Source organism: Streptomyces sp. NPDC096079 (assembly GCF_040303145.1).
Classification (GTDB): Bacteria; Actinomycetota; Actinomycetes; order Streptomycetales; family Streptomycetaceae; genus Streptomyces.
On sequence record NZ_JBEOST010000021.1, the window covers coordinates 101034 to 116043 of the forward strand.

Annotated in this window: 17 protein-coding genes; 9 read left to right on the forward strand and 8 right to left on the reverse strand. The window is 74.3% G+C overall.

All coding sequences use genetic code 11. The features are described 5' to 3' along the window. Window positions 1-157: 157 nt before the first annotated feature. Window positions 158-595: a DUF4442 domain-containing protein gene (locus tag ABTY59_RS30975; RefSeq protein WP_352022423.1), complete on the reverse strand. Its 438-nt coding sequence runs from the start codon at window positions 593-595 to the stop codon at window positions 158-160. 121 nt (window positions 596-716) lie between these two features. Here ABTY59_RS30975 and ABTY59_RS30980 point away from each other — a divergent pair, with 121 nt between their 5' ends. Both ABTY59_RS30980 and ABTY59_RS30985 read left to right on the forward strand, forming a co-directional pair. Further along, the gene (locus tag ABTY59_RS30980; protein WP_352022389.1) at window positions 717-1871 is read left to right on the forward strand and encodes a DUF8017 domain-containing protein; all 1155 of its coding nucleotides are present in this window, start codon (window positions 717-719) and stop codon (window positions 1869-1871) included. A 176-nt stretch (window positions 1872-2047) separates the two neighbouring features. Beyond that, entirely contained in the window at window positions 2048-3406 is a 1359-nt protein-coding gene (locus tag ABTY59_RS30985) for an MFS transporter (protein ID WP_352022390.1), read from the forward strand. Here the strand turns inward: ABTY59_RS30985 and ABTY59_RS30990 are convergent. Beyond that, window positions 3368-4213 (reverse strand): spermidine synthase, encoded by an 846-nt coding sequence (locus ABTY59_RS30990; RefSeq protein WP_352022391.1) that lies wholly within the window; start codon window positions 4211-4213, stop codon window positions 3368-3370. The genes ABTY59_RS30985 and ABTY59_RS30990 overlap by 39 nt on opposite strands. 4 nt (window positions 4214-4217) lie before the next feature. Beyond that, window positions 4218-4931, reverse strand: a complete 714-nt coding sequence (locus tag ABTY59_RS30995; RefSeq protein ID WP_352022392.1) for a DNA alkylation repair protein — start codon at window positions 4929-4931, stop codon at window positions 4218-4220. Between the two features lie 160 nt (window positions 4932-5091). Here ABTY59_RS30995 and ABTY59_RS31000 point away from each other — a divergent pair, with 160 nt between their 5' ends. Both ABTY59_RS31000 and ABTY59_RS31005 read left to right on the forward strand, forming a co-directional pair. Further along, window positions 5092-5847 (forward strand): TVP38/TMEM64 family protein, encoded by a 756-nt coding sequence (locus ABTY59_RS31000; protein ID WP_352022393.1) that lies wholly within the window; start codon window positions 5092-5094, stop codon window positions 5845-5847. Between the two features lie 116 nt (window positions 5848-5963). After that, window positions 5964-6839, forward strand: a complete 876-nt coding sequence (locus ABTY59_RS31005) for an undecaprenyl-diphosphate phosphatase (RefSeq protein WP_352022394.1) — start codon at window positions 5964-5966, stop codon at window positions 6837-6839. Window positions 6840-6846: 7 nt separating this feature from the next. On the opposite strand, the gene ABTY59_RS31010 is transcribed toward ABTY59_RS31005, so the two are convergent. Further along, complete coding sequence (locus ABTY59_RS31010) at window positions 6847-7440, reverse strand: flavin reductase family protein (RefSeq protein ID WP_352022395.1); 594 nt, start codon at window positions 7438-7440, stop codon at window positions 6847-6849. Window positions 7441-7522: 82 nt separating this feature from the next. Here ABTY59_RS31010 and ABTY59_RS31015 point away from each other — a divergent pair, with 82 nt between their 5' ends. Next, window positions 7523-7969 (forward strand): nuclear transport factor 2 family protein, encoded by a 447-nt coding sequence (locus ABTY59_RS31015; protein ID WP_352022396.1) that lies wholly within the window; start codon window positions 7523-7525, stop codon window positions 7967-7969. A 95-nt stretch (window positions 7970-8064) separates the two neighbouring features. Then, window positions 8065-9675: an apolipoprotein N-acyltransferase gene (gene lnt / locus ABTY59_RS31020; RefSeq protein WP_352022397.1), complete on the forward strand. Its 1611-nt coding sequence runs from the start codon at window positions 8065-8067 to the stop codon at window positions 9673-9675. On the opposite strand, the gene ABTY59_RS31025 is transcribed toward lnt, so the two are convergent. Beyond that, window positions 9620-10525, reverse strand: a complete 906-nt coding sequence (locus ABTY59_RS31025; protein WP_352022398.1) for a Gfo/Idh/MocA family protein — start codon at window positions 10523-10525, stop codon at window positions 9620-9622. The genes lnt and ABTY59_RS31025 overlap by 56 nt on opposite strands. A gap of 59 nt (window positions 10526-10584) precedes the next feature. Beyond that, window positions 10585-11808, reverse strand: coding sequence for an FAD-dependent monooxygenase (locus ABTY59_RS31030; RefSeq protein ID WP_352022399.1), 1224 nt, complete (start codon window positions 11806-11808; stop codon window positions 10585-10587). Window positions 11809-11926: 118 nt separating this feature from the next. On the opposite strand from ABTY59_RS31030, the gene ABTY59_RS31035 reads away from it, so the two are divergent. From ABTY59_RS31035 to ABTY59_RS31045, 3 genes are all read left to right on the forward strand, one after another. Next, window positions 11927-12544: a TetR/AcrR family transcriptional regulator gene (locus ABTY59_RS31035; RefSeq protein WP_352022400.1), complete on the forward strand. Its 618-nt coding sequence runs from the start codon at window positions 11927-11929 to the stop codon at window positions 12542-12544. A 40-nt stretch (window positions 12545-12584) separates the two neighbouring features. Beyond that, window positions 12585-13112 (forward strand): DinB family protein, encoded by a 528-nt coding sequence (locus tag ABTY59_RS31040; protein ID WP_352022401.1) that lies wholly within the window; start codon window positions 12585-12587, stop codon window positions 13110-13112. A 130-nt stretch (window positions 13113-13242) separates the two neighbouring features. Next, entirely contained in the window at window positions 13243-13731 is a 489-nt protein-coding gene (locus ABTY59_RS31045; protein WP_352022402.1) for a hypothetical protein, read from the forward strand. A gap of 23 nt (window positions 13732-13754) precedes the next feature. Here ABTY59_RS31045 and ABTY59_RS31050 read toward each other — a convergent pair whose 3' ends face one another. Further along, window positions 13755-14228: a hypothetical protein gene (locus ABTY59_RS31050; RefSeq protein WP_352022403.1), complete on the reverse strand. Its 474-nt coding sequence runs from the start codon at window positions 14226-14228 to the stop codon at window positions 13755-13757. A 71-nt stretch (window positions 14229-14299) separates the two neighbouring features. Beyond that, window positions 14300-14983, reverse strand: a complete 684-nt coding sequence (ung, locus tag ABTY59_RS31055; protein WP_352022404.1) for a uracil-DNA glycosylase — start codon at window positions 14981-14983, stop codon at window positions 14300-14302. Between the last annotated feature and the right edge of the window lie 27 nt (window positions 14984-15010).

Below are 15010 nucleotides of genomic sequence, written 5' to 3' on the forward strand. Positions count from 1 at the left end.
TGATCAGCTGCTCGATGGCCCGGCACGCAGGTCGGCGGGCATGCCGGGGAAGCCTACCCGGTCCGGGCCGACGGACCACGAATCCGCGAGCCGCCCCCGGGGACACGGCCGCCCCCGCACCCGGATCGGGTGCGGGGGCGGTGCGCGGCGTCCCGGGTCAGGCGTTCGGGCGCAGGGTCCACACGACGGTCATCTCGCCGGTGACGGCGCCGTCCTCGCGGGTGATGTCGATCCGCACCGGGAACTCGGGGCGCTCGCCGGCGTCCAGTTCGGCGACGACCTCGGCGGCGGGGCGGCCGAGGGTGGCGGTGGCCGTGACGACGCCCATGGCGAGCTTCTTGTAGCCGATCTCGGCCTTGACGGCGAGCGGGACGGCGCGGCCCAGCTGGTCGCCGAAGGCGGCGAGCACGATGGCGCCGCTGGCGGACTCGGCGAGCGTGAACATCGCTCCGGCGTGCGGGCCGCCGAGGTGGTTGTGGTAGGCGGCCTGGTCCGGGAGGCGCACGACGGCGCGCTCGGCGGTGGTCTCCAGGAACTCGAGGTTCAGGGTTCCGGCCATGGGGACCGTGGCGGCGAGCATCTCGCCGACGGACATCTGGTCTGCGCTCATGGACCGTGATGTTACCCACCAGTAGCAGCCTTGGCCATCCCCCTCCCCGCCCCGGAGCGGGGGCGGGCGTGGTCGAGCGGCCTCCGCACCTCTATGGTTACTGGCCATGTGGCCAGGACAGCAGCCGCCCGGGGGCGAGCAGAACCCGCAGGACCAGAGTCAGAACCCCTACCAGCAGTCGGGGTACCAGCAGCCGAACCCGTATCAGCAGCCGCCTGCCCAGCCCGGGTACCCGCAGCAGCCGCCGACACAGCCCGGCTATCCGCAGCAGCAGGCCCCGCAGCCGGGGTACCCGCAGCAGCCGCCCACGCAGCCCGGCTATCCCCAGCAGGGGTACGGCCAGCAGCCGGGTTACCCCAACCCGTACCAGCAGCCGACCGTGCCGCAGCAGTACGCGGTGCCCGGCCCGGGACAGCCCGGCGGGCCCGACGGCGGGAAGAAGAAGCAGACGACGCTCGTGGCGATCGTCGCCGCCACCGCCGTGGTCGTCGCGGCCGGCGTCACCGGATTCCTGGTGCTCGGCAAGGACGACGACAAGAAGGACGTCGCCGACGACCCCAAGCCGTCCGTCACGGCCACCGCGTCCGGGGCGCCCAGCTCCGACCCGGCGCCCGCGCCGAGCCAGTCCTCCGGGATCGCCAACCCGCGCGACGGCGCGGCGCAGCAGCCGACGATCCCCGGCTGGAAGGTCGTCTACAACCCGAAGTACGGCACCCTCTTCGACGTACCGCCGGAGTGGGAGGTCCTGAAGCCGGGCTCGATCACCTTCTTCGAGGACGAGAAGAAGAACGACGGCAGCCCGCTGGTCACGATGTCGGGTCCCACGCGCCTCAAGGGCAAGTGGTGCACGTACGACGTCGACAAGAACGGCACCGAGGAGACCTGGGGCCTGGCCACCGCCGGGACCAAGGGCGGCCAGGGAGCCAAGGACACCGCGTCCGCCGCGCGCGGCGAGGCCGGCACCTGGGTGTGGGGCGGCTACGCCCAGCACATGCCGCAGAGCACGATCAAGATCGCCAAGGCCGTGCCGTACAAGACGAAGTCCGGTCTCGAGGGCAGCCTCGTGACCGCCACCGCGCCGGGCGTGAAGAAGCGCAACAAGTGCGAGACGGACGGCAAGTCCTTCGCCTTCACCTTCAAGAACGGCGCCGGCGACTTCTCGACCTGGGTGCTCTACGGGGCCGACGGGGTCAAGGACGAGCTGCCCGACGCGACGATCCGGCAGATCCTCTCCACGGTCCGGCTCGCTCCCTCCGCCTGACCCTCCTCCGGCCACCGGGCCCGGCCCTGACGGATCCCGGTGGCCGGCCTGACCGATCCCGGTGGCCGGTCCGACGGGTCCCCGGTGGCCGGTCCGACAAGTCCCGGCGGTCGGTCTGACGGGCCGTCCGGATTATCGGGTTGGCAGTACGGCGAGGAGCCAGGGATAGTCCCGGGGTGACCACACCCGCCGCCTCCCCCCGCCAGGCCCCGCACCGCTCCCGCCGCCCCGAGTGGGCGGGCCGCAACTACCTCCTGCTCACCGCCGCCACGATCGTGACCAACCTCGGCACGCACGGCGCGCTGATCGCCACCACCTGGGCGGTCTTCGACTCCGGCGGCGACGCGGGCGACGTGGGCCTCGTGGCCATGGCGCGGTTCCTGCCCCTGGTCCTCTTCCTCCTCATCGGCGGCGCGGTGGCCGACCGGGTGCCCCGGCACCGGGTGATGGTGGCCGCCAACGCCCTCAACTGCGTCTCACAGGCCGCCTTCGCCGTCCTCGTGATCTCCGGCGAGGCCCGCATCTGGCAGATGATGGTGCTCACCGCGCTGTGCGGCACCGGTCAGGCCTTCTTCAACCCGGCGGCCGAGGGCATGCTCATGGCCAGCGTCAGCGGGGAGCAGGCGAGCCGCGCCTTCGCCGTCTTCCGGATGGCGATGCACGGCGCCGCCATCGGCGGAGCCGCACTCGGCGGCGCGCTCGTGGCGTTCGTCGGCCCCGGCTGGGTGCTCGCGATCGACGCGGTCGCCTTCGCCGTCGCCGGCGGTCTGCGGGCCTTCCTCGACGTGAGCGGCGCCCCGGACCGCGCTCCCGGCGGCGGGCTCTTCGCGGATCTGCGCGAGGGCTGGCAGGAGTTCGTCGGCCGGCCCTGGCTGTGGTCGATCGTCGCCCAGTTCTCCGTGGTGGTCGGGCTGATCGGCGCCGTCGAGTCGGTGTTCGGGCCGCTGGTCGCCCGGGACGAGCTCGGCGGAGCCCGCCCGTGGGGCATCGCGCTCGCCGCGTACGGAGCGGGCACGGTCGCCGGCGCCGTCCTGATGACCCGGTGGAAACCGCGCCGGATGCTGTTCGTCGGAACCCTGTGCGTCTTCCCGATCGCGCTGCCCTCGGCGGCGCTCGCGGTGCCGCTCGACGCGGCGGGACTGACCGCGGCGATGTTCGTCAGCGGGGTGGCGATCGAGGTCTTCGGCGTCTCGTGGATGACGACCATGCACCAGGAGATCCCGGAGGAGAAGCTGTCCCGGGTCTCCGCGTACGACTGGTTCGGCTCGACGGCGCTGCTGCCGCTGTCCACGGCCCTCGCGGGCCCGGCGGAGAGCGCGTTCGGCCGGAGCGAGGCACTGTGGGGCGCGGCGGCGCTGATGGTCCTGGTCACCGCGCTCGTCCTCCTCGTGCCGGACGTACGGAACCTGACGCGGCGCCCGCACACCAGGGAGGTCGCGGGCGGCCCGGCCACGGAGGCCGTGGATCCCGCCGGCCCCGGGGACGTCCCGGCCTCCTCAGCCGATGCCGAAGGCGCCCTCCGGCGGAACGGGTGACGGGACGGCCCCGGTGTCGAGCACCGGTGCCGCGCCCGCGGTGAAGCGGTCGAGCGTCTGCCCGTGCTCCACGCGCGCGGGGAAGACGTCGGCCGCCACGCGGCGCGCCAGGTGGGCGATGTCGATGTCCCGGCCGGAGGCGACCAGGACCGCGTTCCCGAAGCGGCGGCCGCGCAGCACGGCGGGCTCGGCGACGAGCGCCAGCTCCGGGAAGACGGCAGCGAAGGTGGCGAGCTGGGAGCGGAGGAACGGGAAGGGCGCCCCGTCGGCCAGATTGGCGGCGTAGAGCCCGCCGGGACGCAGCACGCGCCGGACCTCGCGCGCGTACTCGACGGAGGTCAGGTGCGCGGGCACGCGCGAGCCGCCGAAGACGTCGCCCACGATCAGATCGGCCGAGGCGTCCGGTGCCTCCTCCAGCCAGGTGCGGGCGTCCGCGCCGTGCACGGTGGTCCCCGAGCCGTCGGGGAGCGGCAGGTGCTCCTCGACCAGGGCGAGCAGCCCCCGGTCCGCCTCGACGACGTCCTGACGGGAGCCGGGCCGGGTGACCGCGACGTACCGGGGCAGCGAGAGCGCCCCGCCGCCCAGGTGCAGCACGTCGAGGGGCGCGCCCGGCTCGGCGGCGCCGTCGACGACGTGGGCGAGGCGCCGCGCGTACTCGAACTCCAGGTACGCGGGATCGTCCAGGTCGACGTACGACTGGGGCGCGCCGTCGACCGTGAGCAGCCAGGCCCGCTCCCGGTCCACGTCGGGCAGGAGGCGGGCGGTGCCCTGGTCGACCTCGCGGATGACGGGGATGTGCTCGTTCACGCCCTCATTGTGCCGTCCCGAGGTTCTTGAGGGCCTCGCGGACGGAGAGCGGGGAGAGCCGGGAGCCGTGGCCCGCGACGAAGGCCCGGACTTCGGCGGGGGCCGTCTTGCCGTACTCGCGCAGGCTCCAGCCGATGGCCTTGCGGATGAAGAAGTCGGGGTGGGCCGAGCGACGCAGGCAGTAGGAGAAGAGCCGGTCGGCGTCGGTGGCTTCCTTGAAGCGGAGCTGGTGGAGGAGGGCGGTGCGGGCGACCCACAGGTCCTCGTCGTCGATCCAGACGTCCATCTCGGCGGCGAGCGCGGGGTCGGCCGCGACGAGCCCGCCGACCACATGGGCGGCGAGGTGGTCGACGGTGTCCCACCAGGACACGGTGGTGACGAGCCGTCGGGCGACCGGCAGGAAGCCGGAGGAGCAGCGCTTCACGTGCCGCCGCAGGTAGTCGACGGCGAAGTAGTGGTACTCACGCTCGGGCAGGGCGAAGCAGCGCAGGGCGATCGCCGTGCAGTCGGTCTCGTCCGGTCGCGCGGTGCCGTCGAGGACGGTGCGGGACAGGGCGCGGCGCTCGGGCGTGCGGATGCCGAGGAAGGGGGCCGCGCCCTTCATGTACGCGACCATCTCCTGAGCCCGGAAGGGGTTGCCCGCCGGGGGGTAGACGGTGGTGAGCCGCTCCAGGACGGTGTCGGCGAGGGCGCTCGCGGGCGGCGGGGAGCCGGTCATGCGGCGCTCGCGGCCGGCGGGAAGCCCGTCATGCGGCGCTCGCGGCCGGCGGGGTGTCGGTCATGGGGCCCTCTCGGTCGCGGCGCGCTCGGGGTGCGCGCCCGGACGGACATGACGCACATTACGGCGCTCCTACCGACGTGTCCGTTACTCTCCCCGAATGCTCGCTCCCGTGCCCCGGCCGCCGGGCTCCTTCGCGGTCCGCTGCTCCCGGGCCCTGCTCTCCCCGCGCTCGCGGCTCTCGCTGCTCGCCGTGCTGCTGCTCACGGCCGCCACCCTCGTGGTGCTGTACGAGCCGCAGCGGATGCTCGCCTCGGGCTGGCCGCCTCACACGAGCGGCGCCGACGCGGTGCTGCTCTTCGGACTCGCGTACGGGGTGTGCGCCGCGGCCTTCGTCCCGCGTCCGGTGCTCAACCTGGCCGCGGGGGCGCTCTTCGGCGCGGGTGCTGGCCTGACGGGGGCGGTCGCGGGGACGGTCCTCGGCGCGGGCATCGCGTTCACCCTCGGCCGGTTCCTGGGGCAGGACGCGCTGCGGCCGCTGGTCCGCGGGCGCTGGCTGACGGCGGCGGACGGGCAGCTGAGCCGGCACGGGTTCCGTTCGATGCTGGCGATCCGGCTGTTCCCCGGGGTGCCGTTCGCGGCGGCCAACTACTGCGCAGCGGTCTCCCGGATGGGGTACGTGCCGTTCCTGCTCGCGACGGCCCTCGGTTCCCTGCCGAACACGGCGGCGTACGTGGTGGCGGGCGCGCGGGCCGGTGAGCCGGGCTCGCCGGCGTTCCTCTTCTCGGCGGGGTTCATCGTCCTTTCGGGCCTCGGCGCGGGCGTGGTGGCCTGGCGCAAGCGGCACGGCCTGCGGGCCGTCGCGGCGGCCCCGGCCCCGGAGCCCGGGCCGGCGCGGGAGCCGGTCGCCTCCTAGGGGGTGTCCTCGCGGCCGCCGGTACCACCGCCTCGGCATGGGCCCGTCATCTTGGGCATGTACGCTGCGCACGACCTTCTGACCGCACACGTACATAACGGGACGGCCCTAGCCCCATGAGTTGGTTCGAATCGTTCATCCTGGGTCTCGTCCAGGGGCTGACGGAGTTCCTTCCCATCTCCTCCAGCGCGCACCTCCGCCTCACGGCGGCCTTCGCGGGCTGGGAGGACCCGGGTGCGGCCTTCACCGCGATCACGCAGATCGGTACGGAGACCGCGGTCCTGATCTACTTCCGCAAGGACATCGCGCGGATCGTCTCGGCCTGGTTCCGCTCGCTCGTCGACAAGTCGATGCGCTCCGACCACGACGCCCAGATGGGCTGGCTGGTGATCGTCGGCTCGATCCCGATCGGTGTCCTCGGCGTCACGCTCAAGGACCAGATCGAGGGCCCCTTCCGCGATCTGCGGATCACGGCGACCACCCTGATCGTGATGGGCGTCGTCCTGGGCATCGCCGACCGGCTCGCCGCCCGCGACGAGGCGGGCGGCCGGCACCGCGCGGCGCGGGAGCGCAAGACGCTCAAGGACCTCAGCGTGAAGGACGGCCTGATCTACGGCGTCTGCCAGGCGATGGCCCTGATCCCGGGCGTCTCCCGGTCCGGGGCGACGATCTCCGGCGGTCTGTTCATGGGCTACACCCGTGAGGCGGCGGCCCGGTACTCCTTCCTGCTCGCGATCCCGGCCGTGCTGGCCTCGGGCGTGTTCGAGCTCAAGGACGCGAGCGAGAGCGGCCACATCTCCTGGGGCCCGACGCTCTTCGCCACGATCGTCGCGTTCGCCGTCGGTTACGCGGTGATCGCGTGGTTCATGAAGTTCATCACCACGAAGTCCTTCATGCCGTTCGTGATCTACCGGATCCTGCTCGGCATCCTGCTCATCGTGCTGGTCTCGGCCGGCGTGCTGAGCCCGCACGCCGGCGAGTCGGCGGGCTGACGCGGGTTCAGTCCCGGTAGGGCACCCTGGCGATCTCCTCGATGCCGCCCAGGGTGCCCCACTCGTTCTTGCCGAGCCGGGTCAGCGGGCGCATCAGCGTGATCTCGGGGTGGCCGTCGGCCATCACCGACGCGTCGACCGCCGCGTGCACGACCCGGCCGAACACGACGGTGGAGTCGCCGATCCGCAGCGTGCTGTGCAGCTCGCACTCCAGGGCCACCGGCGACTGGGCGACCCGAGGCGGCTTCACCCGCAGGCTCGGCTCCCGCTCGATGCCGCACGCGTCGAACTCGCTCACCCCGCGCGGGAAGTCCGTCGCCGTGGCGTTGATCCGCTCGAAGAGCCCCTCGGGGGCGAGGTTCACCACGAACTCCCCCGTCTCCTCCACGTTGCGCAGGGAGTCCTTGCGCCCGACCGAGGTGAACTGGACGACCGGCGGGGCCACGGAGGAGATGGTGAAGAAGGAGTGCGGGGCGAGGTTGTCCGTCCCGTCGGCCGAGGACGTGGACACCCAGGCGATGGGCCGGGGCACGACGGTGGCGGTCAGCAGCCGGTAGAAGGACGTGCGGTCGGTCAGTTCGGGATCGATGTTCACGCGCATGGGGGCCAGTATGACCGGCGCCCGCGCACATCCGGCGCGCACGGGCCTTGGCCCCTGGCGCGTGCTGCCCGACACTGAGCCGATGACGCAGCGCGTGGACCTCGCGACCGTGATGGACCGATTCGCCCTCGACGACCTGATCACCGGCTACGCGGCGGCCGTGGACGAGGGCGACTGGAGCGCCTACCGGGGCCTGTTCGCCCCGGACGGCAGGGCCGACTACCGCGGCTCGGGCGGGATCGAGGGCCCGGCGGCGGAGGTCGCCGAGTGGCTCGCCTCGACCCTGCCCCTGTTTCCCGTACGCCAGCACCTCATCGTGAACCGGCGCGTGCGGTTCCGGGAGCCGGGCGGCTACCCGGAGGACGGGGACGGGGCCGACATCGGCGCCGACTACGTCAACCCGATGCGCTTCGCCTCGGGTGAGGACTTCGTCTGCGGCGGGCGCTACGCCTTCGCGGCGCGCCGCACCGCGGACGGCTGGCGGCTCACCTCGGTCGTCGTCGACGAACGCTGGCGCCGTCACGGCTGACCCCGGCACCGGAGCGTCGCGGACACCGACGCCGTCGCCGCTCACCCCGGCACCGGAGCGTCGCGGACACTGGAGGCACCGACGGGAGGCACGTCATGCGCGGTCCGTTCGTGATCCGCCGCCGCGAACGCGGTGCCGAACCCTCCCGCGCCCCTCGGCGCGCCGGGCGCGGGGTCGGGCGCTCCGCGCTCGCCGCCGGCTGCGGCGCCCTGCCCGTGTTCGCCTTCCCGGCGCCCGGGCTCTGGTGGTGGGCGTACCTGGCGCTCGTGCCGTGGATGCTGCTGATCCGCACCGCCCCGGGGGCCCGGCGCGCCGGTCTCGACGGCTGGTTCGGCGGCATGGGGTTCATGCTGGCGATGCACCACTGGCTGCTGCCGAGCCTGCACGTGTTCCTGCTCCCGCTCGCCGCGCTGCTCGGCCTGCTGTGGCTGCCCTGGGGGTGGCTCGTGCGGGCGCTGCTCGGCGGCACCCCGTCGCCGCTCCGCGCGTCCGTGGCGCTGCTCGCGGTGCCCTCCGGGTGGCTCCTGGTGGAGCTGGCCCGCTCCTGGGAGGGGCTCGGCGGGCCGTGGGGGCTCCTCGGGGCGAGCCAGTGGCAGGTCGCGGCGGCGCTGCGGCTCGCCTCGGTCGGCGGGGTCTGGCTGGTGAGCCTGCTGGTGGTGGCGGTGAACACGGCCGTGGTCCTGCTCGTGGCGGCGCCCGGGCCGCGTCTCGTGGGGGTCGCCGGGATCGCCGCCTGCGCCCTGGTCCTCGGGACGGCGGCCTGGGGCGTCCCGGTCCCGCGGCAGAGCGGGACGGTCCGGGTCGGTCTCGTCCAGCCGGGGGTCTTCGAGGGGCCCGACGGGCCCGGGCGGCGCCTCGCCCGGGCCGAGGAGCTGACCCGCTCGCTGGCCGACCGGCGAACCGACCTGGTCGTGTGGGGCGAGAGCGGGGTGGGTGCCGATCCGACGGGTGACCCGGCGCTGGCGGCCCGGCTCACCGCGCTGTCCCGGGCGGTCGGCGCACCGCTCCTGGTGAACGTGGACGCGCGGGGCGCCGACCGGCCCGGCATCTACAAGAGCGCCGTCCTGGTCGGCCCGGCCGGCCTCACGGGGGATCGGTACGACAAGATGCGGCTCGTCCCCTTCGGCGAGTACGTCCCCGCGCGGGGGGTCCTGGGCTGGGTGACGTCCGCGGGGCGCGCGGCCGAGGAGGACCGGCGGAGGGGGACCGAGCCCGTGGTGATGACCCTGCCCGCCCGCGAGGACGGAACGTCGCCGCTCCGGGTCGGGCCGCTCGTCTGCTTCGAGTCCGCCTTCCCCGACATGAGCCGCCGCCTCGCACGCGACGGGGCCGGTCTGCTGGTCGTGCAGTCCTCGACGAGCACCTTCCAGGACAGCTGGGCGCCCGCCCAGCACGCCTCGCTCGGGGCGCTGCGGGCGGCGGAGACGGGCCGGCCCGTCGTGCACGCGACGCTCACCGGGATCACCGCCGCGTACGGTCCGGACGGGCGGCGGATCGGCCCGGGGCTCGGCACCGGCGCGAGCGCCGCGGTCGTGCGCGAGCTGCCGCTGTCGGGAACGACGACGTTCTACGCCCGGTGGGGCGACTGGCCGTTGTACGGCGCGCTCGTGGTGGTCGGCGGGGTGGCGGCGGCCGGGGCCTCGGGGGCGTTCAGCCCGCCTGGGCGAGCGCCTCGCGGACGACGCGCTCGCAGAGCTCGTGGGTGAGCAGGGCGTCGCGGGCGCTGAGCGTCCGGCCCTCCCGTACGGCGTCGAGGAAGGCGAGGACCGCCTGCTCGATGCCGCGCTGCCGGGCGACGGGCACCCAGTCGCCGCGGCGGCGGACGGTGGGCTGCCCCTTGTGGTCGACGACCTCGGCGAGGTTGAGGACCTGGCGCTTGGTGTCCTGCCCCGACACCTCCAGGATCTCCTCGGTAGAGCCGTTCATCCGGTTCATCATGCCGATGGCGGTGAAGCCGTCGCCGGAGAGCTGGAGCACCACGTGGTGCATGAGGCCCTCGCGGATCCGGGCGCGCACGTCGACGTGCTCGATGTCGCCGGGCAGCAGGAAGCGCAGGGTGTCGACGACGTGGATGAAGTCGTCGAGGACGAGGGTGCGGGGGTCCTCGGGCAGGCCGATCCGGTTCTTCTGGAGGAGGATCAGCTCGCGGGGGTGGTCGAGGCACTGGGCGTAGCCGGGGGCGAGGCGGCGGTTGAAGCCGACGGCGAGGCTGACCGAGCGCTTCTCGGCGAGCTCCACGATCCGCTCGGAGTCGGCGTACTCGTACGCGAGGGGCTTGTCGACGTACGTGGGGACGCCGGCTTCGAGGAGCCGGCCGGCGATCTCGGCGTGGGCGGCGGTGGAGGCGTGGACGAAGGCCGCGTCGAGCCCGGCGGAGAGCAGCGAGTCGAGGTCGGCGTGGCGCTGTCCGGCGGGCAGGTGGAGGCTGTCGGCCACCCGCTCCAGGGTCGCCGGGGTGCGGGTCTGGAGGTGCAGCTCGACCCCGGGGAGGGTGCTGAGGACGGGAAGGTAGGCCTTCTGCGCGATGTCGCCGAGTCCGATGCAGCCAACCTTCACGGGGTCTCCCTTGTCGTCGTTCGCCGGCCCCGGCCTGAGGGCCGTTCGCGCCGGTCAGCTTACGCGGGGCGGATCACCCGGTCCGCCGGAGGCTCCGGGGCGACGGGCGGGTTCCAGTCGCAGATGCCGTCGAAGCCGCGCAGGGCGAGGCCGGGTCCGAAGCGGGAGACGGCGGTGACGGCCGCGTCGCGCAGGACGACGGCGGGGCGGGCGGTGAGCAGGGTGAGCGCGCCGGTGCGCGCGGCCTTGCGGACGAGGGCGGTGGTGCGCGGCAGCCGGTCGGCGGTGTACGCGGCGAGTGCGCGGCCCGGCGCGAGGCCGGGGGCGGTGTCGGCGTGGTGGGCGAGGACGACGGCGTCCTCGACGGCCTGGTTCCCGCCCTGGCCGAGGCTCGGCATCATCGCGTGCGCGGCGTCGCCGAGGAGGGCGACCCGGCCCCGGTGGAAGGCGGGCAGCGCGTCGGGGAGGTGGTGGACGTCGTGCCGCAGGATCCGGTCGGGGGTGACGCCGGCGAGGATCTCCGGGACGGGGTGGTGCCAGTCCCCGAAGAGCCGGAGGAGTTCGGCCTTCTCGTCGTCGGGGGCGTGCGCGCCGGCGGGGGCGACGGCCATGGCGTACGCGTAGACCCGGCCGTCCTTGAGGGGCTGACTGCCCCACAGCCTGCCGGCGCCCCAGGTCTCGTGCGGGGCGAAGGGCCGGGCGGGGGCGGGGACGACGACGCGCCAGGTGGTGGCGCCGGAGTAGCGGGGGCCGGGGTGCTCGGGGAAGAGCGCCGCGCGGATCCCCGAGCGGATGCCGTCGGCGCCGACGACGAGTTCGGCCTCCAGGGCGCCCGGGGCGCCGGTGCCGTCGGTCACGGAGAGGCGGGCGGGGCGGTGGTCGTCGCCGGGGTCGGCGAGTGCGGCGGCGACTCCGGTGCGGACGGCGCCGTCGGGCAGGGCCGAGCCGAGGATGGCGACGAGGGTCGCGCGGTGCAGGAGGACGAGGGGTCCGCCGAAGCGGGCGGCGGCGGCCTGGGCGTCGGTCCGGGCGAGCCAGCGGCCGCCGGGGGTCCGCATGCCGCCGTCGCCCTGCCAGGCGGAGAGCGCGCGGACCTGGTCGCCGAGGCCGATGACGTCGAGGGCGCGCTGCGCGTTGGGGGCGAGGGCGATGCCCGCGCCGACGGGGGTGAGGTCGGCGGCGCGTTCGAGGACGGTGACCCGCCAGCCCCGCCGGTGCAGGGCGACGGCGGCGGTGAGTCCGCCGATGCCGGCTCCGACGACGACGGCTCGGTGCTGTTCCATGGCTGCTCCTCGGCTGGGGCGGACCGACCACCGGCTCACTACAGCTGTAGTGAGCCGGTGCCAGAACCGTACTACAGCTGTAGTAAGGGTGGTAGGGGCCGGTAGTAGGTTGTCCTCCATGACCTCAGCCGCCGCCGGTATCCCGGCCCCGGAGTCCCCCCTCTCCCGCGCCGAACGGATCGGCGACGCCGCCCTCGCCCTCCTGGTCGAGCGCGGGATGCGGGGCCTGACCCACCGCGCCGTGGACGCCTGCGCGGGGCTGCCCCAGGGGTCGACGTCCAACCACGCCCGCACCCGGCAGGCGCTCCTGGAGACAGCCGTACGCCGCCAGGTCCAGCGGGAGGCGGAGGTCCTCACCCCGCACGAGCTGCCCGGCCCGGAGAGCGGCGGCGAGGCGCTCGTCGACGCGCTCGCCGGCTCCCTGCACCGCTACCTCACCGACCACCGCTCCCTGCTGCTCTCCCGCTACGAGCTGGCCCTGGAGGCGACCCGCCGCCCCGAGCTGCGGAGCTTCTTCGACTCGGCCGGCTCGGCCTTCCACACCCCGCTGATCGCGATGATGGCGGCGGCCGGATCGCCGGAGCCCGAGCGGCACGCGCTGTCCCTGATCGCCTGGAGCGAGGGGCTGATGTTCTCCTGCGCCGCGGGCTCCTTCCACGCGGCCGTGCCGAGCCGCGCCGAACTGCGCACCGGCTTCGACGAGTTGCTGCGCGGCATGCTCGGCGCCCGGCCCTGACCCCTGGCGCCGTCCGCGATCATGGGAGACGATGCCGCCCATGACCACCGAACGCACCGAATCCGTCCCGCGCGTCGACCCGGCCACCACCACGGGCGAGCGCGAGGCACTGGAGCAGTGGCTCGACTTCCACCGCGTGACCCTCGCGATGAAGTGCGAGGGACTCGACGACGCCCAGCTGCGCACGCCCTCCGCCCCGCCGTCGGACCTCAACCTCCTCGGCCTGGTCCGGCACATGGCCGAGGTCGAGCGCGGCTGGTTCCGCAACGTCCTGGCCGGCGAGAAGGCGCCGTGGATCTACTCCACGGAGGCCGACCGCGACCGGGACATCCACGCCACGGACCAGGACACCTACGAGAAGGCCCACGCCACCTGGCAGGCCGAGATCACGCACGCGCGCACCCTGGCCGCCGGGTGGGACCTGGACGACCTCGGAGTGGGCGAGCACCGCAGCGGCGAGACCTTCAACCTCCGCTGGATCTACCTCCACATGATCGAGGAGTACGCCCGCCACAACGGCCACGCGGACCTCATCCGCGAGCGGATCGACGGCGCGACCGGCGACTGAACCCACCCCGGGCGGAGCCGCTCCGCCCGGACCTCGGGGTCAAGAGCGGGCCCCGCACGGCTCACCCGTGCGGGGCATTCCCCGCCGGTAGGGGCGCGAAGATCACCGACCGACCAGCAGAGTGGCGCGGGTGCATGGAACCCGAACCACAGCGAAGATCCTGGTCGGGGCGGCGGTGGCCGCCCTGGCGGGCTGCGTCTCGGTGGACGCCCCGCCGTCGGCGCCCTCCCGCTCCCCCGCGCCCGCGGCCGACACCGTACGCCCCGCCCAGGACGTGGCACCGCAGCTCCTGGAGGGCCCGGCCCGCGAGGCCCTCGAAGCGGCGCTCCCTGCTCCCCCGGCCTCCCCCGCGCCCCGCGCGACGCCCACGGCGGGGCAGCACCGGCGCACGGTGGCGCCGCCCCGCACCCAGGCCCCGCACCCCGGTCCCGTACCGCCCCGGCGCGAGCGTCCGCGTCCCTCGGCCCGGCCGGACCCGCCCGGCCTGCCGGACCTCAGGGGGCTTCCGGAGGACCCGCCGGTCACCCGGGCCGAGGTCTGCGACCTGGGCGAGCGGTACGGGGGCTGGGCGCCGGGCAGCGAACAGGCCGGGATCTGCCGCGGCACGTACGGCCGGTGAGCCCGCCGCGGAGCACGCGCCCCTCACGCGCCCCTGAGCCGTAGCTCCAGGCGCTCGATCGCGGCCCGTACGCCGTTGCCGTAGCCGTCGTCGTCGAGGTGGTCCGAGGCCGCGCGCGCCCGGTCCAGATGGACCCGCGCGGCGTCGGGCCGCTGGAGCTTCACGTAGTCCGCGGCCAGGTTCAGATGGAGCGAGGGGTAGAGCGCCCGCAGGGCGGCCGCCGCGTCGTGCTCGGCCAGCCGCTCCTCCGCGAGGCCCTCCGCCGCGCTCAGCGCCCGCAGGTCCCAGGCGAGCTCGGCGTCGGGATCGTCCTGGGCGTCCGCCATGTAGTGCGCGAGGGTGCAGCGGTGCAGGGGATCGCCGTCCGGGCCGATCTGCTGCCACAGCAGCCCGAAGCGGTTCCTGGCCTCCTCCCGGTCGCCGCCGTGCAGCAGCATCATGGCCTGCCCGATCCTGGTCATGACCCCGTCGTCCGACACCTGCTGCTGCTCGGTCACCGCGACCCTCCACCCGCTCACCCACTGGGAGTGACGACGCTAGCCGCACCGGGCCCGGATCGGGCCGAGGCTCAGCCGAGGTCCGGGATGCGCCAGTCGATCGGCTCGTGCCCCTGGGCCGCGACGGCCTCGTCGATCTGGGTGAAGGGCCGGGATCCGAAGAACTTCTTCGCCGACAGCGGCGAGGGGTGGGCTCCCTTCACCACGACGTGCCGCTCCTCGTCGATGAGCGGCAGCTTCTTCTGCGCGTAGTTGCCCCAGAGGACGAAGACGGCCGGGTCGGGGCGGGAGGCGACGGCGGTGATGACCGCGTCCGTGAACTTCTCCCAGCCCTTGTTCTTGTGCGAGTTCGCCTCGCCGGACCGGACGGTCAGCACGGCGTTGAGCAGGAGGACGCCCTGCTCGGCCCACGGCATCAGATAGCCGTTGTCCGGGACGGGGTGGCCGAGCTCCGCGTGCATCTCCTTGTAGATGTTCCGCAGGGAGGGCGGGGTCTTCACGCCCGGGCGGACGGAGAAGCACAGGCCGTGGCCCTGCCCCTCGCCGTGGTACGGGTCCTGACCGAGGATCAGGACCTTCACCTTGTCGTACGGCGTGGCGTCGAGGGCGGCGAAGACCTCGTCCTTCGGCGGGAAGACCGGTCCCCTCGCGCGCTCCTCCTCGACGAACTCGGTGAGCTGGGCGAAGTACGGCTTCTGCAGCTCCTCGCCGAGGACACCCCGCCAGGACTCGGGCAGCATGCTGGTGTCGGTCACGGTCACAACCTCCGGTGGACGTTCCTG